Here is a 22,101-nt window from a genome sequence, read left to right on the forward strand (position 1 = left end):
ATGCTCCGGGTCGGACCGGGTCAGCCGACGGCCGGGACGGGCGGGAGGGGGAGCACGCCCAGCCCGGCGCCGGTGAACCCGTTGCGCTTCGGATCGTTGGTGATCTTGAGGCTGGACTCGCAGGTCAGGTCCACGGACTCCCAGACCAGCTCGTCGTTCCGCTCGACCAGCTCGTGGAGCTGGACGTGCATCGTGTACGGGTAGACCCCGGGCCGGCTCGTGTCCACGGTCGCGGCCCAGTACCAGCCGTCGTAGATCATGTCGGGCGACCCGTACTGGGCCGGGTACATGATCTTCTCGGTGACGGCCGGTCCTGTGATGTCGGTGATCACCGGGGCCGGGTAGTTGTACGCGCCGGAGTCACTCGTGGTCCTGCCGGTGACGTCCAGCAGCTTGGAATGGGTGAGGCCGCGCCCGCCGCCCGATTTGTGGGCGCGCTTGCCGACCCTCCGCTGCAGCCGCTTGATGTCGGCGTCGCTCACGCCGCCCTCGCCGTCGAGCGCGGCCAGTTCCCTCAGCGTGCGCCGGTCGTCGGCGCGTTCCTGCTCGGCCAGGTAGTTGCGCGGCACCGTCGGGGGGATCGCCCCCAGCGCCGCGGGCAGCCAGTTCAGCACCTGCTCCGTCGCCTGCGACCCGTCGAGGAAATGGGTGCCCGGCACGATCGTCACCAGTTGCTCGGTGCCCACCCCGACCGAGCCGAGGAACTTCATGTTGTCGAACCAGTACGTGTTGCCGTCGAGCGACCGCGTCCGGAGCGCGTTCTCGACGTCGAAGAGCACGATGATCCCGTGTTGCTGTGCCATGAGACCGCCTTTCGCAGAACGTGGCTCACACGCGCAGCAGCGCGGGCGAGTCGATGTACAGCACGCTGTTGGGTCCTTCGTGGAGCTTGAGGGAGAGCCGGTACCGGTACGGGACACCGGGCGTCATGTCGTAGGGCACGATGCCCTCCCACACCAGCAGGTCGTGGTTCTCGTGCCCGTCGGAACCCATGGCGTCGGCCCCCGTCCCGGGCACGGCACCGGGTGCCGGGAAGGCGGGGGGCTCCACCGGGTGCGGCGGCACGGTCTGGTCGGCCGGGGGCGGGACGGTCGCGCCGGACAGGAACTCGATGGCGTGGATCTCGACCGGAGTCTGCACGTCCACGTGGATGGGCGTCCACTGGATGACCTGTCCCGGGGCCACCGCCGTGATGAGGTCGGGGGTCCCCTGGTGCTCGCTTCCCGCCGAACTGTCGTCGACCAGCGAGAGATTGCCGTTGTGCAGCGTCCGGTCGGACAACGCCCCGACCGCGTCGACCATTACGACGATGCTGATCCTGTGTTTCATCGTTCCTCCCTTGTCGGGTGTCGTTCGGGCGTACGGGCCACCACGCGCTCAGCCCCGATCCCTGACCAGCGGCGTCTTGCCGACGGTGGTCCGCTCGATCTGCGGTGAGGATCGCGGCACGAACACCAGCCGGAACCCGTATCCGGTCTGCTCGATGGCCGCCGCGTTGGCCTCCCGGTCGTTGAAGAGCGACAGGGAGCTCGGCAGCGCGTGGATGAACAGATTCCGCGTCCCGCTCGGGCCGAGGGCGTGCTCGACGACCGCGGCCGTGCCCTCGGCGTCGTCCACCGCCGCGAGCAGGGTGAGGGTCCGGTCCTCACGGTGGTTGTGGAACTGGACCTCGTGCGCGACCAGGTCCAGGTCGACGCCGGTCGTCGAGCGCAACCGCCCGCGCAGGGCCGCGTAGGCCAGCGTCGCCGAGTACTGGCTGTCGTTGATGTGCAGCACGTCGGCGGTGCGCCCGGCGAACTCGAACCGCTCGGTGCGCAACCCGGGCCCGTTCAGTGCGGGGCGGCGGATCATCCGATCGCCGAGCTTGAGCCGGAGCAGCGGCGTCTCGTCGGCGTGCAGCCGGGTGACGACCAGCTCGCCCTCCTCGCCTTCGGCGACGGCACGGCCGTGCTCGTCCACGATCTCCACCAGGTGCAGCCCCGGCACGGCGGAGAGCGCCGGCGAGGTGTGGTCGAGCTGGAGCCCGACGCACTCGGCCTGGGTCGCGGCGAAGTAGCTGAGGATCGACACATTCGGGAAGAAGGCCTGCAGCTCGTCGCGCTTGCGCTGCGGCAGGGAGCCGCTGCCGTACATGGCGACCCGGAAACTCGCCCTGGCCTGCGGGGACAGGCCCGCGCCCAGTTCGGGCAGGAGCGCGATGCCGGCGGTGATGCCCATCAGCGCCTTGTGGCCCGGGTAGGAGAACATGTGCTCCAGCACCGGCGCGCTCACCGGTCCCGCGCCGATGTAGTTGACCCCCGGGACGTGGGACAGGACGCCGCCGACCATGGTCCCGCTGCTCCACATCTGGTAGTCGGCCAAGGTGGTGAACAGCCAGCGCGGCGCGGGGCCGCGCAGGTAGCGGCCGAGCTGGTAGGCGCCCATGAACGCCCCGGCGATGCGGTAGGTGTCGCGCAGCTCCCGCAGGGAGTACACGATCTCCAGGGGCATGCCGTCACCGGTGCCGCCGCTGGCCACCACCTCGAATCCGCCGCGGTCGAGCGGCACGACCATCCCGGCCCGGGCGCCCATGAACATGTCCCGCTGCACGGTCTTGTCCGAGAGGGGGATCCGCTCCCACTCGGACATGTCGGCGGGGGCGCTGCGGATCCCGAAGTAGTGCAGCCGCTCGCGCCACAGCGGGTTGAGCAGGGCGACGCCGACGAGCTGCTGAAGCCGGCGGAACACCAGCGCGTTCTGGAGGTCGAGCGGGGACTCGCAGTACGGGGTTCCGGTGAGCCGCCCGCACTCCTCCAGCTTCTCCGCGAACGACGGCAGCCGGATGACGTCGTCCGCCGAGCGGGGCCGCAGCTCCTCCTCGGGGATCAGTCGTGCCGCCAGCTCCGCCGGGGCGGTGACGTCCGAACTCGTCATGGTCATGAATGGCTCCCGTTCCGTTGGCCGGGCCGGGCCGCGGCGCTCCCGCGCAACACCCGTTGCCCGATGTCCCTGATCTCGGCGATGAGCATGGCCAGGTGGTCGGCGTCGATCAGGTGGTTCATCACCACCACGCGCAGCGCCGCCACCCCGTCGATGTCGACCTTGGAGATGAAGAAGCGTCCGCCGCCCCGGATCCGGTTGCGGATCTCCATCTGCAGCCGGTGTACGGTCGCCGGTTCCAAGCCGTCCGGCCGGTACCGGAAGCACAGGATGTTGGACTCCGGCTCGTGCGCCACCGCGAAGTCCGGCTCGGCGGCGAGCATCCGGTACGCCTGCCGGGTCACCGCGCACAGCCGGTCGATCTTCTGTGCGAACAGCGCCGGGCCGTAGACCGACCAGACCGTCCAGAGCGGCATGATCATCGGGCGTTTCGTGCACTCGAAGTTCTTCTCCGCGCTGTCGTAGGCGCTGTAGACGTCCGGTTCCTCGTCGAAGACGTAACTGGCGCGCTGCCGGAACGCACCGCGCGCCGCCGTGCCGTCGCGGTAGAAGAGCAGCGTGCACGGCGCCGGCATGAAGAGCATCTTGTGGGCGTCCCAGGTCAGCGAGTCAGCCTGCTCGATGCCGCGCAGCCTGTCCCGGTGCCGGTCCGACAGCAGCAGGCTCGCCCCGTGCGCCCCGTCCACATGGAGCCAGAGCCCGTACCGGCGTGCCACGGCCGCGAGCTCCTCCAGCGGGTCGAAGGCACCCATCGACGTGGTCCCGGCCGAGGCCACCAGGCAGAACGGTCGCAGACCGCGCCGGTGCGCCTCGTCCAGCACCGGGCCGGCCGTATCGGGGCGGATCCGCCCGACCCGGTCGACCGGGAGCCGGACGATCTGCCGTTCCCCGATGCCGAGCACCCCGGCCGCCCGGGTCACGCTGTAGTGGGCCTCCTCGCTGATCGCGATGGCCGGGGAACCCGGCACACCGCCGGCGCCACGCGTCCAGATCTGCGGGAAGGCGCGGTTGCGGGCGGCCAGCAGCGCGGTCAGGTTGGCCAGGGAGCCCCCCGAGGTCGTCACCATGGCGAACCGGTCGCGGTCCCAGCCGATGAACCGGTTGAGCTCCTCGGCCATGAGCCGCTCGGCGACGTTGGGGAGTTGCCCGGCCTCATAGAAGGAGGAGGGCTGGTTGACCACCGAGCCGACCAGGTCGATGAGGCCGGCCAGCGGCACCACGCCGGAGAACTGCCGTCCCATGTAGCCGGGTGAGTAGACCGGGATGCCGGTCCCCGTGTACAGGTCGACGATCTGGTTCACCCGGTCGGCGTCGAAGTCGGCGATGCGCTGCCGTTCCGGGGTCATCAGCGCCCGCGCGGCCTTCAGCAGCACCGCCGGATCGAGAAGGTCGAGGCCCCGGACCGACCGGTCGCCCAGATACGTCGTCAGGCGGCTGACGATGCCAACGGCGCCGTCGTGGAAACGTCCGGGGTCGAAGGCCGCGGTGAGACCCGGCGTGGGTGATCGGAAGCCTTCGCCGGTCGTCGGCTCCGGCAGGGAACTCTGGCCATCGGAAAGAGAACTCGTCACGGAGGATACTCCAAATGGTCCGGAGTCGAGAACGCCCACATGGTCGCGCCCGGAGGAGAATTCACACATGGCGAACCGGACTCCCAGCCGATCAAATGAAGGTTCTCGCGAGTGAATGCGTGATCTGCGGTGATGCGTCGAGCGGAGAAGAGAGAATCGACACTCCGGGAAACGGGACGGAATTCGTACCGCCACCGGGCCGTCGCGGCTTTTGGAACGATCCAATTTCGAGAGGCGACGTCGATCGGCGACAGCGGGGGGCGGCGTGAGAGGGCGCCTTTGCCCCTGCTCACGCCCTGTTCAAGCGGTTCGTATCAGCCCGGCGACGACATAGCCGACGATCATGACTTGGGGAGGGCCCGTCGTGGACGAATCACGATCGATTCAGCCTGAATTCCGTCCGACGTATACGTTGGAACACCCGTCATGCAGTTGACCTAATCATTGATGACAGGAGTGGCGCAAGACCCCGGGCACAGGTGGAGTGACAGATTCCGGCCACAGTTACGCATGACACGTGAGACAGGGAGATGTTCGCTGGATATCAGTCGCCGCAGGCCCTATGAGTTTTTCTCGTGAACCCGGGCCAAGCTCGGCGTTCGAGGCCGCGGCCCCGGCGGAAGACCCCGCTTACAGCGCATTCCCATTACATATGCCCATATTCGGTGAAATGCGATAGAAGCTTAGATGTGTCGATCTTTCACGGACGTAAGCGCCAAAGCAGGATTTATGCCATTTCCGGATGGCTCCAGACCCGCTGAGGCTCCGGACGGCGGCACTCTCGGACCGGCCGCCCCGGACCGGCGAGCGGTCATCGGTGACGCCGGGCTCACCGGACCGGCGGAGGGCGGCCCTTCGGTCCGAGGATGCCGAAGATCTCGCCCCCTTCGCGCGGCACTCCCGCCGGGCGGCCCCGGTATCGGCGTACCGGCACTGGTCAGCGCATCTCCTCCGCTACCTGACGTTACGTTCCACCCATATCGCACGACCAGGTGGGATGCCGGATCACCTCACGGCGTGCCGTGCCGTACGGACCGCCAGGGCGGCGCACACCAGGAGCAGGGCGAGGCCGCCCACGGCGAGCGGCGACGGCCCGGCTGGAAGCCCTCCCGACTTGACCACGCCCATGTAGTCCAGCGCCGCGACGCCGTTGACGGCCAGGTACCACAGGCCGAGGTAGACGACCTGGAAGATCCGGTGGGTACGGCAGGCCACGCCGAGCGCCAGCGCGAGCGCGGGAACCAGGAGCGCGCCCCCCACCCAGGAACCCACCCCGGCCCAGTCGGCCGTGGCCGCCATCCGCACCGCGGGCGCGATCCCGGTCACGACGGTGAGCGCCACCCCGGCCGCCCACTCCGCCAGAAGCCCGCGCCGCATCGTCGGGTAGGCGCCGAGCAGCCCCTCCAGGCCGTGTTCGACTCGTTGGGTGCCCAGGCGGGACCAGACCAGCACCGGCCATATCCAGGCGAGAGGAAGCAGCGTCGTGGGCTCCGGAGTGGCGAAACCGGCCACGGTCACGGCTGCGGCCACGAGCCACCACCACGGTGAGACGCCCCGGACGAGGACGCGGAGCTCGCCCGCGAGGAGCCGCCAGAAGACCGCGCCACGTACCGGCGCCGTCATCGTCACCGGGAACCCGGGACGGCCGACGGGTTCCATGCCGGGCTCTCCCCGGACATCGCGCGGGAGGTCTCCGAGGATCTCGTCCTGAGCCTTCTTTCGGACCTTGCCCGGCTTGGACGGCACGGCGGCGGGTCCGCTGCCGGGACCGCGCGCGGGATCGAACCTGCCGAACCAGAGCGCGGGCAGCAGCGCCACGGCGATCCCCACCGCGAGCAGGACCAGCCGACCGCCCAGGAAAGCCGTGTCGGGGGTGAAGCCGTCCCAGCGGAAGCTGCGCAACGGCTCGGTCACGGACGTCAGGCCGAGGCTGAACTCCCGGCCGCTGACGTCGATCCCCTGCTCGACCAGCGCGGCGCGCATCGACTCGGCCGCCTGGCGCACCCCGATGCCCCCGAGAGGAGCGTTCCGCGACTGTCCTCCCAGCAGGAGGACCATCGAGACGACGAACCAGACGACGTTCCCCACGCCGCCCCGCAGCAGTGGAACGGTCTCGAACAGCACCGCCGCCGCGGCCGTCAGCACCAGCGGGGGCAGCGTGATCAGCGCGAAGGGAAACAGCAGCGCGATCGGATCGAGCGCGCCGGACTCGCCCCGCGCGAACTGCATCAGCGGCGCCGTCACCGCGAGCACGCCCGCCATCGAGGCGAGCACCAGGAAGTTGCTGAGGAACTTACCGATCAGGTATGTCGACGTGCGGAGCGGCGAGGCGGCGAGGATGTGCCCCACACGGGTGCGCTCGTCGCGGATGATCGCGTCGCGTACGACATAGAACCCGCCCATCGTGAGCCACAACGCGCCGGCGAGGGCGGTGACCGTTCCGATCCATGCGCTGGTGTAGACGCCTCGGTAGCCCCCGACATCCATGATCACCCAGTGGGAGCCCGCATCCGGTACGGCCAGGCAGGCGAGGCCGACCGCCGCCAGCAGGGTCAGCGCGTACGCGGGACGTCGTACCCGCTCCCGGAAGTCGGCGACGGCGAGCGCGATCGGCGCCCGGGCGGTCACCGGGTCACCGCCCGTTCGCCTGTGCCCCCCGCGGTGCCCGGGGCTCGCGGATCTCGTGCGGCGGGACCGTTGATGACGGCGAGATACACGTCCTCCAGGTCGGGCGCCACCCGTACGGCGTCGCCTCCCGGCGGCGCGGGAGACAGGAACCGGAGGCGCGTCCCGCCCGCCGTACGGATCATGCGGCTGATCACATACCGCTCCCGCATGGCGACGGCGTCGGACGGCCCGGCGATCGTCTCCCACACCTGGCCGTCCACCTCTCTCAGAAGCTCCTCCGGGCTGCCGCGCCGCAGCAGCCGTCCCCGGGCCACGATCGCGATGTCGGACGCCACGGACTCGATGTCGGAGACGATGTGCGTCGACAGCAGCACCACCCGGTCCGCTGCCAGGTCGCTGAGCATGGTGCGGAACCGTACCCGCTCCTCCGGGTCGAGCCCGGCCGTCGGCTCGTCCACGATCAGCACCCGGGGGTCGCCCAGCAGGGCCTGGGCGATCCCGACCCGGCGCAACATGCCGCCGGAGTACGCGCCCAGGGGCCGCCGACCGGCCTCGGTGAGGTTGACCAGTTCGAGCAGTTCGCCGACGCGCGCCCGCGCCGAGCGGGCCGACAACCCCTTGACGGCGGCCAGGTAGGAGAGGAACTCCCCGGCCGTCAGGTGGGGATAGACGCCGAAGTCCTGCGGCAGATAGCCGAGAGTCGCGCGGAGCGCGTCCGGCCGGGACACGACGTCCGTCCCCTCGAAAAGGACCTTTCCGCGAGTCGGGCGGGTGACCGTCGCGGCGACCCGCATCAACGACGACTTCCCCGCCCCGTTGGGGCCGAGGAGACCGAGCAGTCCCGGACCGAGACGCATGGAGACGCCGTCCACGGCCCGTTTACCTCCCTTGTAGACCTTGGAGACATCCACCAGTTCGAGCATCGGTGTTCCCGCCGTCGCCGCGCGCCGTGATGCGCTGTTCACCCGGTTCATCCCGTTTCTTCGGTGTAGTTTGATGTAGTTCGATGTAGTTCGGGATCGTTCGGGGTCATTCCGCGCCGGTGGAGGAGGCGGCGCCCGTGCCGGCTGTGCCGGTGGAAGGCGTACCGCGCAGGTCCGTCTTGCGGCCGTCGCGCAGGACCTTGACCCCGTGCGGCACCTCGACCCGGAACCGGGCCGAGCAGTCGGCCCACCCGGAGCATCCGGCCCGCAGCTCGAGCGTCTTCCCGTCCAGAGACCAGCTCGACGTCGGATTGGTGCCCTTGACGTCGAACCAGAGGGTGACCTTGATGTCCTTCCTGTCCGCCGCGACCAGGTCCGTCGGGGTTTCGTGCGCCCGCACGTCCAGCGTCCTGCCGCTGAACGGGAAGGTCGTTTGGCTAGGTGTCGCGTTCGAGGCCTCCGCGCAGCCGGTGAGGGCCGCCGCGGCCACGAACGCCACCAGGGCACACGTCATCGTCTTGCGCGTGGTCATCAGATCCTCCGATGCGTGGGGATTGGACATCCCGGGCAGGATCCAGCCTCTCGGGGCTCGGTGACATCTGCCGTTCGGCAGATATCCGGCGCCTTCCTCGCACCCGTGCCACTGAAGGCGCGGCACGCGTTTCGGCGGCCAGGCGCGCGTACGGCGGCGATCAACTCGTCGGCGAACCGGGCGACCACGGAAAACGGCGACGTCGAAAGCGTCGTGCGCGTGTGCGGATCACACGGGTGCCGGGGTCTTCCGCGCGCGAAGGAGAGTCAGGGGGCAGCCGGTCCGGTAGACCGGGCGACGGTCGTTCCCGTCTGGGCATTCGGCACCGGTAGAACCGCTCTGACCCGCCACCCCTTCCCATCGCGGCCGGTGGTGAGCGTGCCTCCGAGCGCCTCGACCCGCTCGGCCAGGCTGATCAGGCCGGTACCCCCGCCAGGCCGGTCTTTCCCCGTCAATGCCTGCGTGCGGTCGCGCCGACCGCCGCCCGCCTCTCCCCTTCGAACCGTGAGGACGCCCGTACCGGCCACGCCGCCGTCGTCGACGACGGATACCTCCAATGCGGAATCGGCGGTGCGGGCGGCCGAGACGAGTACGCGGGTCGCCGAGGGCGCGTGTCTCCGTACGTTGGTCAGCGCCTCCAGCACCACGGCGTAGGCGGTGCTTTCGATCTCTCGCGGCAACGTTCCGGCCGTCTCGCCGGCCGGGTTCTCCGGCCGTTCGCCGTCCGGATCGCTCCTCGGATCGCGGTCCGGGTCATCATCCGGGTCACCGCTCCGATCATCGGCCGGTGCTTCGGGCCGATGAAGCTCGGCCGGGATCCCTCCCGTCGCGGAGAACCGGCCGACCAGGTCGGGCAGGTCCGCCAGGCCGTACATCCTGGTCGGGGGTGGCTCCGCCGCGGCCCGCTCGTCCGGGTCGCGCAGCGCGCTCACCATGTGGTCCATCGACGCGAGCGCCCGCAGCCCGGCCTCCTCGATGCGTACGGCGAGGGCCCGCGCCCGCTCCGGATCCTGGTCGGCGAGTTGCGCCGCCTGGGCCTCCAGCACGATGCCGGTGACCTCGTGGGCGACGAAGTCGTGCAGGTCCCGGGCCACGTCGAGCCGCTGGGCCCGGCGTGCCCGTGCCACCGCGCGCACCCGCCGGTCATCCAGAGACCTGAGGTACAGCGCGATACCGGTCACCACCGCCACGGGGAAGAAGGACATGAGGCAGACGAGGACCGACGTCTCCACCGTCGGGTTGGGCATGCGCAACGTGAGGCGCAGGGGCAGTTCGAACGTGACCGCGACGCCCAGGGACGCCCCGATCACCGCCGCCTGCCATCCCGGCAGCCGCCGTACCACCCTCCCGAGGAGGAGCAGCAACGCGCACATCTCGACGGGAAGCCAGAGCCCGACGAACTGGTGCCGTCCCTGGTAGACGAGTGCGACGGCGAAGGAGACCACCGTGACCACGCCCGCCGCCCCGGCGAGCGTGATCCCCCGGTACGGCCAGCGCGACAGTGCGGCGGCCATGGCCAGTGTGGCCGAGCAGGCGACGACGAGCGCGCTCGGAGGCGCGAGTACGGCCGGGATCGGCACCATCACGACGACCATGGCGCACAGGAGGGCGCGGATCCGGCTTCGGGTCATGAACGTGAGCGTACGCAGCGCCATGGACCGGCGTTGTCTTGGCGGGTCCGGATGTTCACCGTCCCGGCTGGGGCCTCCGGCCGTCCCCTATCGCATGCCCACCGGTCTCGACGCTCCGCTTCGTCCTACAGGAGATGACAGGATTCGCGTATCCGGGGCCCTGTCACCGGGGACGGGCGTAGCCCATCTCCCAGGCGCGCACGGCGATGCCGACCCGGTTCCGCACGCCGAGTTTGCGCTGGACACTCGCCACATGGGTCTTGACGGTGCCCGGCGAGATGAACAGCTCAGCGGCGATGTCGGCGTTGGTCTTGCCCTCGGCCACCTGACCGGCGATCTCGATCTCCCGCTCGGTCAGCGGCTCGGTCAGCGGCTCGGTCAGCGGCCCCTGCCCCGGCCCGGGTCCGGTGACGTGCTTCAGCAGTCGCACCGTCACGGACGGGCTGATCAGGCTGTCCCCGGCCACAGCGGCCCGGACCGCCTCGATCAGGAGGGCGGGACCCGACCGTTTGAGCAGGAACCCGGACGCGCCGTGGCGCAGCGCCGGATAGACGTACTCGTCGAGGTCGAAGGTCGTCACAACGACGACACGGACCGGGGCGGCCACGTCGGGACCGGCGAGCAGCCTGGTCACCTCCAACCCGTCCATTCTCGGCATGCGGATGTCGACGAGCGCCACGTCCGGCTGGAACCTCCGGGCCATCTCGACCGCGGTCACCCCGTCGGCGGCCTCGCAGACGACCGCGATGTCCGGCTGGCTCTCCAGGATGCGGCGCAGGCCGCGCCGCACCATCTCCTGGTCGTCGGCGATCAGGACACGTATGGTCATCCGCCTATCCTCCCAGCCCTCTGCCTCCCGCCGCGCCGCCGTACCGGGCGGTGGGACACGCGCGAGCCGTGGCCTGCCCCGCACGCGTCGCGGTGAACGGCGCCCCGCCGCCCGGCCCTCCCTGACCCCGCTCGGGCGCAGCCTCCCGGGACCGGTGGCCGCCACGTGCGGGCCTGGACCGAGGAGCCCTGGGAGGAACTCCTCGACGCGCGTGAGGCCGCTGCCGGGCAGCCCGGGTGACTCCGGCCCACGCCGTACGGCCGACGGATTTCACACATGAGCATCAGACTCCGGGAGCACGCCCGGTCGGCGACCCCGTTATTGATCGTCATTCTGCGATAATGTCCGATCTTTACCTTTAGAGAAGATCAGAGGCTGTATGCCGTCAATCGTTATATCCATTGCAGATCATCCGTATCCGTTGATCCGCGGAGGTGGTCTCTTCCTCCTCTTCGTCGGCCTGGGCTTCCTAGGAAGCTGGGCGTTCAACAAGTACTGGATCCAGTTCCTCGTCGGCGGGTTCATCACGGGATTCACGGCGAGCGGCCTCAGCGCGCTGCTCCCGAGCCTCGGCACCCCGTCGTTCGCGCACATCGCCGGGCTTGTCGGCTCCTTCGTCATCGAGGCGGGCCTGATCTATCTGGTCCTCACGAAGAACAAGGACGCGGACGAGCGGACGCTGATCCTCAGCATCCTTTTCGTCGTCGGCCTGCACTTCCTGCCGATGGGTCTCGCCCACGGTCCGCTGATCACGATCCTGGGTGTCCTGACGGCGATCAACGCGTTCGTCGGACTGCGACTGGCGCGCCAGGTACCCACCCCCGTTTTCGGGGTCGTCGACGCGGCGCTCAAGCTCGGCTTCGGCGCCGTGATGCTCTTCGCCTACCCGGCCCTGACCTTCAGCTGACGTCGTCCGCGGGTACGGGGATCCCGGCCATGACGGGTGCGTGCGGCAGGCGGGGTTCCCCTGCGAACACGTCACCGGTGGCGGAGAGGGACCGGACGCCCTCGGCCGAGGAGGTGATGGCCGTCACCTCCCGCCACCCGCCGCCGGACCTCGCCCGCGTTCTCGCCGAGCCCGAGGAATCAGTCGGCCGTTCGGGGTCCGCGGCCGTACTCCATTCCGCGCAATATGGCGGCCAGGCCGTCATCGAACTCGGCCTCGGCGTCGACGCCGCGAGCCTCCCGGGCGGTCTCGGCCATGAGGGGGAACTCCGGCAGGTCGGCGATGACGCTCGTACCGGGGCCGGCCAGCGGGCCGAGGTGGTCGAACTGGAGCGCTCCGATGACGTAGGCGAGCAGGCAGCGCAGCGCGACCACCCGCCGAGACCCGTCGAGGCCCGCCTCCTTGAGGATTCCGACGAGCGTCTCCGACCATCCCAGCAGTCGCTCGGACCGGTGCCGGTGGGCGACGATCAGGGGAATCACCAACGGATGCGTCCCCACGGCGCCGCGCAGCCGTCGGACCATGGCGGTCGCCCGGTCGGTCCAGGGCGCGGAGGGATCGGGCGGGGCGGTGTCCACCTGGGACAGGACCAGGTCGACGACGAGTTGCTCCAGCTCGGCGCGGTCGGTGACGTACCGGTAGAGACCCATGGTGCTCATGCCGACCTCTTTGGCGACGGTGCGCATCGTGAGGCCGGCGAGACCGTCGCGGTCGATGGCGGCGAGCGCGGCGGTGGCCAACGTGGTCGGAGTGAGCGAGCGGGGACGAGGCATGACGCTTGACAGCGTACGACATACGCTTATCCTCGTAGGCGTATGCCGTACGCCAACAAGCGGGAAGGCCCATGAGCACGTTCACCCATCCCCGGACCGTCAGCTCTCGCGTGCTGACTCCCGTCAACCAGCCGCCGCTTGCCGTCCCCGTCCCTGACCGGCTGGTCCACCTGCAGTTCCGGCGGTTCGCCGGCTGCCCGGTCTGCAATCTGCACCTGCGCTCGGTGGCGCGGCGGCACGACGAGATCGAGGCGGCCGGCATCCGCGAGATCGTGGTGTTCCACTCGCCGGCGGACGAGCTGGCACGGCACGCCGAAGGACTGCCGTTCGCCATGGTCGCCGATCCCGACCAGCGGCTCTACAGGGAGTTCGGCGTGGAGCCGTCCACTCGCGCACTGCTCGACCCACGCGTGTGGCCGGCGATCGTCCGCGGCGTCGCGGTGAGCCTGTGGCGGATGCTCCGGGGACTGGACCGCGCGCCGGCGGCCGTCCCGCATGGCGGGCGGTTCGGCCTTCCCGGCGACTTCCTGATCGCCGGTGACGGCCGGGTGCTGGCCGCCAAGCTCGGCAGCCACGCCTACGACCAGTGGTCGGTCGATGAGCTGCTCGCGCTCGCCGCCCGCGCTCCCCGGTCCAGGCCGGAGGCCGACGTCACCGGCCGTTGAGACGGGGCGCGCAGTTCCGTAGCGGCGGCAGGCCGTGGCGCGTCACGTGTGGGACGCCCCCGGTGAGGGCGCCGCTCAGAAGGAGATGACGACCTTGCCGGGGACGTGGCCCTCCTCCAGGTGACCGATCGCCCTGGGGATCTCCTCGAAGGGGTAGTGACGGTCGATGACCGAGACCACTCGTTTGTCGTTCAGGAACTCGCTCAGCGTCTGCAGGTTCTGTTTGGGGCTGGGGCACTTGAGGGCGTCGGCCACCGATATCCGCCGGCCGGCGAAGGGGGACGACGCCAGGGCGGAGAGCACATGGCCCATGGGTTGTATCCAGCGGCCGGGCGGGCCTCCGACCACCACGTAGGTCCCCTTGGGGTGCAGGGTGCGGCGGGAGACGGAGACCGGCCGGCTTCCGGCGATGTCCACGAACAGGTCGTAGCGCCGGGTCTCGCGGGTGAAGTCCTGGGTGGTGTAGTCGATGACCCTGGTCGCGCCGAGGGAGTGGACCAGGTCCACGTTCCGGGCGCTGCAGACGCCGGTGACCTCGGCGCCGAGGGCGCGGGCGAGTTGCACGGCGAACGTGCCGACCCCACCGGACGCACCGTTGATGAGCACACGCTGGCCGGGCAGGATATGACCCTCGTCGCGCAGGGCGAGGAGGGCGGTGTTGGCGGCCATGGGAACCGCGGCGGCCTCCTCGTACGAGAGGTTCTCCGGCTTCGGGGCGAGGTCGGATTCGCGGACGCAGACATACTCGGCGAAGCCGCCACCGCTGATGACGGCGAAGACGTCGTCGCCGGGGCGGAATTCCGTGACGTTCTTCCCGACGGATTCGACCTGGCCGGAGATGTCGGCGCCCAGGATGGTGATCTTGGGGGTGCGGAGCGCGAGACCGCCGGGCATCAGGCGGGCCAGGTACGGCTCGCCGCGCATGTTGTGCCAGTCGTACGGATTGACGGAGCCGGCACGTACCCGGACCAGGACCTCGTCGTCGCGAGGAACGGGGACGGGGATCTCGGTGAGCGTCAGGACATCGGGGGGCCCGTACGAGCGTGAGACGAACGCCTTCATCGCCATCTCCCTGTGCGAGTCAATGTGGAGGCAGTTGAAAGGCTAAGAAATGCGGCCGGACCAGCGAATCAGCCGAAAGTACGCCTGATCGCTGGATGATCGGCTGAGCTGGATCGGGCCGTTCGTGTGATGAACAGACACGGGCGAAGAAGTCACGATCCCCTCATGACCGAAAGCAGTGTGAGGGGCGCCAGGCCCCGGAAGGTACAGCCCGGCGGACGGGGCACCCGAATCCCCGGATGGATGGGGCCCACCGGCCTGATCATGCTCAGCGTGATTCCGGTGGTCGCCGGTGCGCTGCGTTTGGGGGAACTGGCAGGTGGCGCGACGGTCACCCCCGCCAACGCGCGATTCTTCGCGACACCGCTACCCGTGGTGTTACACATCATCGGAGCGTCGCTCTACGGCATAGTGGGCGCTTTCCAGTTCGCGAAGAGGTTCCGTCGCCGGAGGCCGGCCTGGCATCGCATGGCAGGACGGGTTCTCGTCGTATGCGGACTTGTCACCGCACTCTCCGGCCTGTGGATGACCGTGTTCTATCCTCGCCCGGAAGGCGACGGCGATCTCCTCGCGGTGTTCCGGCTCGTGTTCGGCACGGCGATGGCGGTCTCCCTCGTGCTCGGCTTCGCCGCCGTCCGGCGGAGGGATTTCCGCCGCCACCACGACTGGATGATCCGCGCCTACGCGATCGGCGTGGCCGCGGGCACCCAGGCGTTCACCCAGCTCCCCTGGATGCTCCTCGTCGGCCCCCTCGGCGAGATCCCCAGAGCCCTGCTCGTGGCCGCCGGATGGATCATCAATCTCGCCGTGGCCGAGTGGATCATCCGCAGACCCTAGCTCCTGATCCGACGGGTCTCGTACGCCCACATGGCGATCTCCACCCGGTTCCGGGCGCCGAGCTTGGCCATCAGGCTGGCGATATGGGTCTTGACGGTGCTGAGTGAGATGTGAAGTTCGTCAGCGATCTCACTGTTGGTACGCCCCCGGGCCACCGTGACGAGAATCTGCTCCTCACGCTCGGTGAGCGCCTCGATGGGACGGACCGGCGGCGCGGCGGGCCCGGCGTGCGCGAAGGCGGTGAGCAGGCGGGCGGTGACGCTCGGAGCGATGAGGGCGTCACCGGCCGCCGCGGCGTGAACGGCCTGGGAGAGCAGCTCGGCGCCGGCGTTCTTCAGCAGGAACCCCCGGGCTCCCGCGCGCAGCGCCGCGTAGACGTACTCGTCGAGATCGAAGGTGGTGATGACCACGACGGCGAGTGGGTCGTCGACGGTGGGCCCGGCGAGCATCCGGGTGGCCTCGATGCCATTGAGCACGGGCATCCGGATGTCGAAAAGGCACACGTCCGGTCGGAACCGCCGGGCGAGTTCGACCGCCCGCCGCCCGTCGGGAGCCTCGCCGACCACCTCGATCCCCGGCTGCGCATCGAGGATCATCACCAGTCCGGTACGGACGATCTCCTGGTCATCGGCGACCAGCACCCGGATGCTCATCCGGCCACTCCGGTACGCGGCAGCACGGCGGTGACACTCCATCCCCGGTCGGGATCGGGGCCCGCCACACAGGTGCCCCCGAGAAGATCAGCCCGTTCGATCATGCCGATGATCCCGTAACCGGGTGTCCCCGTGGGGCGAACGGGATCACCGTCATCGCTCACGCGCAGACGGACCGACGTGTCGTCGGCACTGACCCGGACCAGGACGCGAGTGGCGTGCCGCGCGTGGCGCCGGGCATTGGTGACCGACTCCTGGGCGAGGCGGTAGATCGCGGCCTCGACGGAAGGGGAGAGACCGACGGTGTCGCCCTCGACCGCCACCTGGACGGACGGGCCGGATCGTCCCGGGCTTTCGAGCTGGGAGAGATCGGCGATGCTCCGCCCAGGCGCCAGGTCCGCGGGCGTGTTCCGGCGGAGGACGTGAACCATGGCGCGCATCTCGGCGAGCGCCTGGGCCGCCTCGGCCTCGATCACCCGCAACGCCTCGGTGGCGGCGTCCGGCCGCGACGCCGCCGTCGCCAGCCCCGCCTGCGCCCGGATCGCCATCGCCGAGACGTGATGGGCGACGGTGTCATGCAGATCTCGGGCCAGTTGCTCGCGTTCGAGCAGTTTGACCTGGTCAAGCTCCCGCATCCGCGCCCTCGTCCGATACCGGAACGCCGTTCCCACGGCGATCACCGAGAGCACGACGGCGAAGGCGGCGGCGGTGTCGGCGGGACCGGGATAGTCCACGACCACGGAGAACGTGGCTTTGACGAGAATGATCGCCAACCCGATGATCGCCTCTCGCCCCGACCCCCACCGGAACAGCGCATAGGGCAGGAGAAGCAGATAGATCATGGTGTTGGACTCAGGCGAGTCACCGCCCGTCAGCACCTGGGCCACACCCGACGCGCCGAACGCGATCGCGACCATCAGCAGCGGCCGGGTACGGCGCCACAACAAGGTGGGCACCAACCCGACCGCGAGGCTCACCGAGATGACCCGTGAGGGCATGTCCGGCCGCACCACTCCTTCGAGCAGCGCGACCGGCAGCAGCACCCCTACGAGCACCCAGTCTCGCCACACCCGCCGTGGCGCGTCGGGGGAACGGGGCTCGTACCACACGGAGCGAATAAGGCCGTGCACGAAGTCATGGTACGGGAGCCCCCACCACAAACAATCAGCCCAAAGTACGAGACATTTCGCTCACCAGATCAGATCCTTCCGCTTCCCACCCGCGATCGACATACCGGATTCACCGCTGCCTCCGACGAGGCCCTCACCTGGCCCGCCGGTGTCCGCTCCCCGCGATCCCCCGGCTGTCACGCGCCAGGAGCCCGGTATGCCACCTCCATCCGCGCGGCATCGTCGACCTCCTCCGGCGTCAGCAGAACAGCCGTCTTCGTTCGTACCGCCCCGGACGCCGATATCGTGAAACCCACAGCGGCCGAAGCCACATTGCTCGGCAGGTCGACGATCACGTACGTGTCCGTCTCGCCGAACGCGAAGTACATCTGCTCGACCCGGCCGCCGACGCTTTCCGCCATGCGCTCCACCGCTTGCCGGCGCCCGGTACCGCCATCTCGCAACACTCCTTTGAGGCCGTCCGCGGTGTAGGTCGCCTGAATTAGGTACTTGGGCATGGTCCGCCCCTCTTCTCATGCCGCACCCTGCGCTGGGGCGGCCATTGCGGTCACGGAGTCGAAATTCTCGACTTAGAGTGACGGTAACCCCACCCGCTGTACTGGTTTTCATGCCGCAGTCTTACGCCGCGGCGGAGCGGGCCGGACACAGCGTCGACGCGCTCCTACGGGTCCACGCCAAGTGCCTCGACGGGCACAAGGACGCGGCGGACAAGCGGATCGATGACGCGCTGACCGCCTGAGGCGCATGCCGTACGGCCAGACCCCCGGACCCCCGGGGTTCTTCGGCGAGCATGCGGCCTTGACGGCCGGTCCCGGCCGGCACCGGTTCCGGCTGATCCGTCACACCGATTCCTCACCCGATTTCCCAGCTCACGCTGGTTCCGGGCGGCTATGGTGCGCCGTACCCGATTTGATCTAGATAGCAGGAGCGCACGGCGATGAACGTGAGGGAACCCGACTGGGCGTACGTGGCCAGATCCCTTGCCAAGGTCCTGGCCGTCACCGCGGCGTTGTTCCTGGCCTTCAGCGCGGCCGAACGAGTTCTGGCGATGTTCATCGACTTCGACGACGAGCGGATGGCCCAGGTGTACGGCACCGCCGCTCGCGTCGCGAACCCGGACATGCGCCTGACGGACGGCCACGGCGATGACGAGGGGCTGCTGGAGACGACCTACACGCTGTGGGGGGAGCCGCGCCGGGCCGGCCGCGGCGAGGGCTGGGCAGGGTACGAAATCACGAAGAACCTGTTCGGCACCGTCCGGACCTCCTCCCTCGGCGAATCATCCGGCCGCCTGGGCAGCGCGATCGCTTCCATAGAGACAGACCCCGAAGTCGACAGGGAACTGACGGAGAAGGCCCGGAAGATCATCGACGGACTCCCCCGGACACTCGACGCCGTCGCGGTCGTGGAGTTCACACACGCGATGACCACCGAGCAACTCGTCGCCTTCAACCGGAGGCACAGACTCTGCGGAGGGGCGGACGTCGCCTACATCTACTCCCCGTCCTCCTACGACGACTCCAGAGACGATCCTTCCTTGAACGCGGTCGTGTGGAACCGCGCCATGACCGAGGACCGCATACGGGCGGATCTCACCTATCAGTGCGAGACCGAGCCAGAGGCGGCACTGAAGGAGTTCCGCAGATGGGTCGGGCTGCTCGACAGGGGGGACGACCTCAGCGATTTCGAGCTGAACTACGAGTGGCTCACCGGGACGGCCGAGGAGGGCGTCGTGTACGGGCTCGTGGTCGACCGCTGGAAACCCGCCGACCTGCGCAAGCTCCTCGACGACCCGGAGGTGCGGACGATCCACCTCGCCGACGTCGCCTTCGACCTCGGCGAGATCAAGTAGCGGTCTTCAATGGGCTCAGCGGCGTGGATGCGAGCCCCAGCGCCCGCACCGCCCAGGGCTGTACATGATCTGGCCGCCGCATGCCCGGTGTGCCTGATCGACGTGCTCACCCGTGCCGACATGCCGGCCTTCGCCGACCGGGGAGTCCCAGGGCTCGGGCGGCATGATCCACACGCTGTTCAGGAGCCACCGGCTCCGGGCCGCTCCCGTCCTGCGGCCAAAGATCCGTCAACCGCGTCCACGCCCGCATCTGCGCGATCGATGAATGTGTCGTCGCACCCCCCGAGGGCAGGAAGGCACCGATCCGGCTCCGTTGCCACCTCCGTCGGCTACCGCGATCGTTGGGCCGTTCTCGTTCCGCAGGCGATCGAAGCCGGCCGGAAAGGCAAAGAGGCCCCGTAGGGCCCCTGAGCTGTGGTAGTACGCCGGCACATCCGGCTCCGACAGGGCCAGGAGATGCACTGCGAGAGCACGCAGCCCAGCCTTGTCGCCTTCGATCGTGACCCCTCCATACTCAACCACGGCACGTATGGAGTAGTCCGCCGGCCATGGGCGGACCAACCCGCCATCTGTCCCGTAGGCGGGAATCTCGATGACCAGAGACTTGGCTGGATACACGCTCATGATGCTGCCACGAGCCGCCGCGTTGGCGGAACAGCAGATCAGCAGCCCAACTCTCGGTCTCGGCCTTCCTGGGAGGGGGGACGACCCTCCTCGCAGGTCTCTGTGATCACCCTTGCGTAGCAGGGACGATCTGACCTTCTGCTCCGTAGGTCCTAAGCCGGGAAACGCTCCTGCGCTTGAACGCATCACCGCGTTTCCAGCAGCCTGCAGTGATCGTCTAATCTTTCGGGAGTGGCGAATACGTCTGAAGATCTTGCGCTTCCCCCTGCCCTGGCCGAGGTGGCCGAAGTCGGCTTCGAGTGGGAGTGGGATGAGGAGGCCGACGAAGCCCGCGGTTGCGACTTCGAGCCATACAACCAGTTCGAGGCGCCCGAGCGGACGGCGTGGTGGTTTCGCCTGTGGACCGGCAATCAAGAGGTCGACGGCAGCGAGTTCCGTTTCTTCGGCAAGACCGGGTCGGGCGACTACACCGGCTTCTGGCTGGAACGACCCGATGCGGCGATCACTGACCAGCCCGTCGTCTACATCGGCTCCGAGGGGGAGCACGGCGTGATCGCCCGCAATCTCAGCGATCTCCTCTGGCTGTTCGCCTCCGGCCTGGGCCCCGCTGAGGCCTTCGCGGACCCCGGCTCCACGGCACAGCCGAACGAGGCACTCCGTGCCATCGCCGAGCGCCACGCGCCCGGCGGCCGCCGTTCCCCAATCCAGATCGTGACCGCCGCACAAGCAGAGTTCCCGCATTTTCCGGACCTCATCGGCGCGATGCTCCGCTGAGCGAGACTCTTTTCGCCCTGGAGTCAGACCTCCAAGGCACCCACCAGTGCCTCTTCACGGCCTGACCCTTGGACGGTTGCTCCCTGTCGCGGCGAGCACATCCGCGTACGCCCCGCCCATGACCGACGCCCCGGCCGAAGTCTCCTGGTGACGTACGGTCATACACCCACCCCGCACGGCGATCAGCCACCTTTTCAGTGAGCCCGGGTGAGGAACGAACCCTGGACCGTCGATCGCCCCAAGACGCATGGCGGCCAGCCCTGCTCTGGCGATCGTGAGGACCGCATCTGTAAGGCGGCGTGGCAAACCCCGGTCGGCGCCTTCGGCCGATACGGCGGAGCCGGAGTGCGGCACCCGGCCCGATGTCCCGCTGCCGCCCGGGACCGGCCCCCAGGCCGCACGCCCGGACGGCGGGCGAGCGGAGGGCCGGAGGTACGGCGGCGCACCGCGCCGCCGCTTGGCGGCCTACACCGAGGTCTGGCAGGAAGCTCGAAGACTGGCCTTCACTCCCGCCCAGGTGGCCTCTCCCCTCGCCCGCAGGTCGTACGACCTGCGTCACGCGGCGGTGTCGCTCCGGCTCAACGCAGGCGTCCCGGCTCCCGACGTGGCGGAGCGGGCCGGGCACAGCGTCGACGTGCTCCCACGGGTCTACGCCAAGTGCCTCGACGGACACAAGGACGTGGCGAACAAGCGGATCGATGACGCGCTGACCGCATAAGGCGCATGCCGTACGACCAGGACCCCGGAAGCTCTCCGGGGTCCTTCTGCGTTCCTGGGCCGGTTCCCGTCTCCGCGTCGACCGAAAAACGCGACACGACCTGGGGAAACAAGACCAAGATCATTGCACGCATATTGGTGGACCGGCGACAGGCGGCAGCTCAGCGTGGCGTACGGCCGCATGGCCCGGAAAAGCAAAAGAGGCCCCGTAGGGCCTCTGAGCTGCCGTTTGGCTGGTGGCAGGTGCAGGACTTGAACCTGCGTAGGCTGAGCCGACGGTTTTACAGCACGTGACCGTTCCTACTGCCTCAATGCTTCTGACCTGCGGTGCCATCTCATCAGGCCACCTCCACCAGCAAGATCATTGCGCATATATTGTGCGGTTCCCCCGACGCCACCGTGAGACGCTGAACCCTGTGGATCAACCCGCTGAGGCAGTCTTCCCAACAGACAAGCTAAGCGCGCTTCGCCTTGGCAGGCCCCTTGTCGCCGAAGTCGAGGCGGGCCAGCCGCAGTATCGGGCATGGATCGAGATCCGCCCACTGCGAACTGACGCCGACGATATCGCCCGAGGAGAAGGCTGGGCACGTAACGACGATAGGCGCGGCTTCCGGCTGACACACTGCGAATACGTCATCGAGCGCCTCGACGGCTGGGACTACGACATTGGAAGCAACGAACTCAAGCGCATCATCGCCACCGACGAGGCTAGCCTCTTCGCCCTGCTCCAAGATTGGGGTGTAGCGCCCGAGCGGTTCACCTACCCCTGGAACACCGACTTTCCGGCCTAGCAGACGCTTCCGATGGCGCCTGTGGCCGTTGGATTAAAAGTGGAGGGCTTGTTATGAGGTGTTCGACGCTTTGACCTAGAGGTCAACCGAATGTTCCGGCCGGATGTGCCGAGAGCGTTCCACTCATGCTCCGGATCTTGAGAGGGGTCTACTGTTTGCGGCCGACTAAGCGGACCCGAGGAGGTTCGAGGCTGTGAGGGTGCAGCTGTGTGGCGAGGCATTCGCGGTGGGAGACGATGACGGT

Annotated in this window: 24 protein-coding genes; 8 read left to right on the top strand and 16 right to left on the bottom strand. The window is 68.9% G+C overall.

Annotated features, from left to right (window positions below; genetic code table 11):
* Positions 1 to 20: 20 nt before the first annotated feature.
* From IEZ10_RS19845 to IEZ10_RS19885, 9 genes are all read right to left on the bottom strand, one after another.
* Positions 21 to 803: a hypothetical protein gene (locus IEZ10_RS19845; protein WP_189247982.1), complete on the bottom strand. Its 783-nt coding sequence runs from the start codon at positions 801 to 803 to the stop codon at positions 21 to 23.
* Positions 804 to 828: 25 nt separating this feature from the next.
* Complete coding sequence (locus IEZ10_RS19850) at positions 829 to 1,329, bottom strand: DUF8788 domain-containing protein (protein ID WP_189247983.1); 501 nt, start codon at positions 1,327 to 1,329, stop codon at positions 829 to 831.
* A 48-nt stretch (positions 1,330 to 1,377) separates the two neighbouring features.
* Positions 1,378 to 2,919, bottom strand: coding sequence for a phenylacetate--CoA ligase family protein (locus IEZ10_RS19855; protein WP_189247984.1), 1,542 nt, complete (start codon positions 2,917 to 2,919; stop codon positions 1,378 to 1,380).
* Positions 2,916 to 4,490, bottom strand: a complete 1,575-nt coding sequence (locus IEZ10_RS19860; RefSeq protein ID WP_189247985.1) for a pyridoxal phosphate-dependent decarboxylase family protein — start codon at positions 4,488 to 4,490, stop codon at positions 2,916 to 2,918. The genes IEZ10_RS19855 and IEZ10_RS19860 overlap by 4 nt, the downstream gene beginning before the upstream one ends.
* A 1,005-nt stretch (positions 4,491 to 5,495) precedes the next feature.
* Positions 5,496 to 7,118 carry an ABC transporter permease gene (locus IEZ10_RS19865; protein ID WP_189247986.1) on the bottom strand — a complete coding sequence of 541 codons (1,623 nt, stop codon included), beginning with the start codon at positions 7,116 to 7,118 and terminating at the stop codon, positions 5,496 to 5,498.
* On the bottom strand, positions 7,115 to 8,083 hold the full coding sequence (locus tag IEZ10_RS19870; RefSeq protein WP_229811435.1) for an ATP-binding cassette domain-containing protein: 969 nt from the start codon (positions 8,081 to 8,083) through the stop codon (positions 7,115 to 7,117). The genes IEZ10_RS19865 and IEZ10_RS19870 overlap by 4 nt, the downstream gene beginning before the upstream one ends.
* 64 nt (positions 8,084 to 8,147) lie before the next feature.
* Positions 8,148 to 8,573 (bottom strand): hypothetical protein, encoded by a 426-nt coding sequence (locus IEZ10_RS19875; RefSeq protein WP_189247988.1) that lies wholly within the window; start codon positions 8,571 to 8,573, stop codon positions 8,148 to 8,150.
* Positions 8,574 to 8,839: 266 nt separating this feature from the next.
* On the bottom strand, positions 8,840 to 10,204 hold the full coding sequence (locus IEZ10_RS19880; protein ID WP_229811436.1) for a sensor histidine kinase: 1,365 nt from the start codon (positions 10,202 to 10,204) through the stop codon (positions 8,840 to 8,842).
* A gap of 163 nt (positions 10,205 to 10,367) precedes the next feature.
* Positions 10,368 to 11,033: a response regulator transcription factor gene (locus tag IEZ10_RS19885; RefSeq protein ID WP_189247990.1), complete on the bottom strand. Its 666-nt coding sequence runs from the start codon at positions 11,031 to 11,033 to the stop codon at positions 10,368 to 10,370.
* A gap of 421 nt (positions 11,034 to 11,454) precedes the next feature.
* Between IEZ10_RS19885 and IEZ10_RS19890 the strand changes: the two genes are divergently transcribed.
* Complete coding sequence (locus tag IEZ10_RS19890; protein ID WP_229811437.1) at positions 11,455 to 11,940, top strand: DUF6609 family protein; 486 nt, start codon at positions 11,455 to 11,457, stop codon at positions 11,938 to 11,940.
* Here IEZ10_RS19890 and IEZ10_RS39980 read toward each other — a convergent pair.
* Together IEZ10_RS39980 and IEZ10_RS19895 are read right to left on the bottom strand one after the other, a co-directional pair.
* Complete coding sequence (locus IEZ10_RS39980) at positions 11,933 to 12,067, bottom strand: hypothetical protein (protein ID WP_268246338.1); 135 nt, start codon at positions 12,065 to 12,067, stop codon at positions 11,933 to 11,935. The two genes, IEZ10_RS19890 and IEZ10_RS39980, sit on opposite strands and share 8 nt — an antisense overlap.
* Before the next feature lie 52 nt (positions 12,068 to 12,119).
* Entirely contained in the window at positions 12,120 to 12,752 is a 633-nt protein-coding gene (locus tag IEZ10_RS19895) for a TetR/AcrR family transcriptional regulator (protein WP_189247992.1), read from the bottom strand.
* Positions 12,753 to 12,823: 71 nt separating this feature from the next.
* Here IEZ10_RS19895 and IEZ10_RS19900 point away from each other — a divergent pair, with 71 nt between their 5' ends.
* Positions 12,824 to 13,417: a peroxiredoxin-like family protein gene (locus IEZ10_RS19900; RefSeq protein ID WP_189247993.1), complete on the top strand. Its 594-nt coding sequence runs from the start codon at positions 12,824 to 12,826 to the stop codon at positions 13,415 to 13,417.
* 75 nt (positions 13,418 to 13,492) lie between these two features.
* Here the strand turns inward: IEZ10_RS19900 and IEZ10_RS19905 are convergent, their stop codons facing one another.
* Positions 13,493 to 14,479 (bottom strand): NAD(P)-dependent alcohol dehydrogenase, encoded by a 987-nt coding sequence (locus IEZ10_RS19905; protein WP_189247994.1) that lies wholly within the window; start codon positions 14,477 to 14,479, stop codon positions 13,493 to 13,495.
* Between the two features lie 264 nt (positions 14,480 to 14,743).
* Here IEZ10_RS19905 and IEZ10_RS19910 point away from each other — a divergent pair, with 264 nt between their 5' ends.
* A complete protein-coding gene (locus IEZ10_RS19910; RefSeq protein ID WP_229811438.1) occupies positions 14,744 to 15,316 on the top strand; it encodes a DUF2306 domain-containing protein in 573 nt (190 codons plus the stop codon).
* Here the strand turns inward: IEZ10_RS19910 and IEZ10_RS19915 are convergent.
* From IEZ10_RS19915 to IEZ10_RS19925, 3 genes are all read right to left on the bottom strand, one after another.
* Positions 15,313 to 15,969, bottom strand: a complete 657-nt coding sequence (locus IEZ10_RS19915) for a response regulator (RefSeq protein ID WP_189247996.1) — start codon at positions 15,967 to 15,969, stop codon at positions 15,313 to 15,315. The genes IEZ10_RS19910 and IEZ10_RS19915 overlap by 4 nt on opposite strands.
* Positions 15,966 to 17,099: a sensor histidine kinase gene (locus tag IEZ10_RS19920; protein ID WP_189247997.1), complete on the bottom strand. Its 1,134-nt coding sequence runs from the start codon at positions 17,097 to 17,099 to the stop codon at positions 15,966 to 15,968. Before IEZ10_RS19920 ends, IEZ10_RS19915 begins: the two co-directional genes overlap by 4 nt.
* Positions 17,100 to 17,275: 176 nt before the next feature.
* A complete protein-coding gene (locus tag IEZ10_RS19925) occupies positions 17,276 to 17,596 on the bottom strand; it encodes a GYD domain-containing protein (RefSeq protein WP_189247998.1) in 321 nt (106 codons plus the stop codon).
* A 110-nt stretch (positions 17,597 to 17,706) separates the two neighbouring features.
* Between IEZ10_RS19925 and IEZ10_RS19930 the strand changes: the two genes are divergently transcribed.
* A complete protein-coding gene (locus tag IEZ10_RS19930) occupies positions 17,707 to 17,838 on the top strand; it encodes a hypothetical protein (RefSeq protein WP_308426284.1) in 132 nt (43 codons plus the stop codon).
* Positions 17,839 to 18,036: 198 nt separating this feature from the next.
* Complete coding sequence (locus IEZ10_RS19935; protein WP_189247999.1) at positions 18,037 to 18,951, top strand: hypothetical protein; 915 nt, start codon at positions 18,037 to 18,039, stop codon at positions 18,949 to 18,951.
* A 228-nt stretch (positions 18,952 to 19,179) separates the two neighbouring features.
* On the opposite strand, the gene IEZ10_RS40565 is transcribed toward IEZ10_RS19935, so the two are convergent.
* Positions 19,180 to 19,761 carry an Imm32 family immunity protein gene (locus IEZ10_RS40565; protein WP_444545401.1) on the bottom strand — a complete coding sequence of 194 codons (582 nt, stop codon included), beginning with the start codon at positions 19,759 to 19,761 and terminating at the stop codon, positions 19,180 to 19,182.
* Positions 19,762 to 19,806: 45 nt separating this feature from the next.
* Here IEZ10_RS40565 and IEZ10_RS19940 point away from each other — a divergent pair, with 45 nt between their 5' ends.
* The 3 genes from IEZ10_RS19940 to IEZ10_RS19950 all read left to right on the top strand — a co-directional run bounded on the left by IEZ10_RS19940 (position 19,807) and on the right by IEZ10_RS19950 (position 21,857).
* Positions 19,807 to 20,349, top strand: a complete 543-nt coding sequence (locus tag IEZ10_RS19940) for an SMI1/KNR4 family protein (protein WP_189248000.1) — start codon at positions 19,807 to 19,809, stop codon at positions 20,347 to 20,349.
* A 457-nt stretch (positions 20,350 to 20,806) separates the two neighbouring features.
* Entirely contained in the window at positions 20,807 to 21,067 is a 261-nt protein-coding gene (locus IEZ10_RS19945; RefSeq protein WP_308426285.1) for a site-specific integrase, read from the top strand.
* Positions 21,068 to 21,482: 415 nt separating this feature from the next.
* Positions 21,483 to 21,857: a hypothetical protein gene (locus IEZ10_RS19950; protein WP_229811440.1), complete on the top strand. Its 375-nt coding sequence runs from the start codon at positions 21,483 to 21,485 to the stop codon at positions 21,855 to 21,857.
* Positions 21,858 to 22,101 lie beyond the last annotated feature (244 nt).

The organism is Streptosporangium pseudovulgare, from assembly GCF_014648055.1.
In the GTDB taxonomy this organism is placed as follows: Bacteria; Actinomycetota; Actinomycetes; order Streptosporangiales; family Streptosporangiaceae; genus Streptosporangium; species Streptosporangium pseudovulgare.

Coding starts and splice junctions, on each gene's coding strand:
- IEZ10_RS19845 (WP_189247982.1), bottom strand. CDS start 803: ATGGCACAGCAACACGGGATCATCGTGCTCTTCGACGTCGAGAACGCG.
- IEZ10_RS19850 (WP_189247983.1), bottom strand. CDS start 1,329: ATGAAACACAGGATCAGCATCGTCGTAATGGTCGACGCGGTCGGGGCG.
- IEZ10_RS19855 (WP_189247984.1), bottom strand. CDS start 2,919: ATGACCATGACGAGTTCGGACGTCACCGCCCCGGCGGAGCTGGCGGCA.
- IEZ10_RS19875 (WP_189247988.1), bottom strand. CDS start 8,573: ATGACCACGCGCAAGACGATGACGTGTGCCCTGGTGGCGTTCGTGGCC.
- IEZ10_RS19880 (WP_229811436.1), bottom strand. CDS start 10,204: ATGACCCGAAGCCGGATCCGCGCCCTCCTGTGCGCCATGGTCGTCGTG.
- IEZ10_RS19885 (WP_189247990.1), bottom strand. CDS start 11,033: ATGACCATACGTGTCCTGATCGCCGACGACCAGGAGATGGTGCGGCGC.
- IEZ10_RS19895 (WP_189247992.1), bottom strand. CDS start 12,752: ATGCCTCGTCCCCGCTCGCTCACTCCGACCACGTTGGCCACCGCCGCG.
- IEZ10_RS19900 (WP_189247993.1), top strand. CDS start 12,824: ATGAGCACGTTCACCCATCCCCGGACCGTCAGCTCTCGCGTGCTGACT.
- IEZ10_RS19905 (WP_189247994.1), bottom strand. CDS start 14,479: ATGAAGGCGTTCGTCTCACGCTCGTACGGGCCCCCCGATGTCCTGACG.
- IEZ10_RS19910 (WP_229811438.1), top strand. CDS start 14,744: ATGCTCAGCGTGATTCCGGTGGTCGCCGGTGCGCTGCGTTTGGGGGAA.
- IEZ10_RS19915 (WP_189247996.1), bottom strand. CDS start 15,969: ATGAGCATCCGGGTGCTGGTCGCCGATGACCAGGAGATCGTCCGTACC.
- IEZ10_RS19925 (WP_189247998.1), bottom strand. CDS start 17,596: ATGCCCAAGTACCTAATTCAGGCGACCTACACCGCGGACGGCCTCAAA.
- IEZ10_RS19930 (WP_308426284.1), top strand. CDS start 17,707: ATGCCGCAGTCTTACGCCGCGGCGGAGCGGGCCGGACACAGCGTCGAC.
- IEZ10_RS19935 (WP_189247999.1), top strand. CDS start 18,037: ATGAACGTGAGGGAACCCGACTGGGCGTACGTGGCCAGATCCCTTGCC.
- IEZ10_RS40565 (WP_444545401.1), bottom strand. CDS start 19,761: ATGCGTTCAAGCGCAGGAGCGTTTCCCGGCTTAGGACCTACGGAGCAG.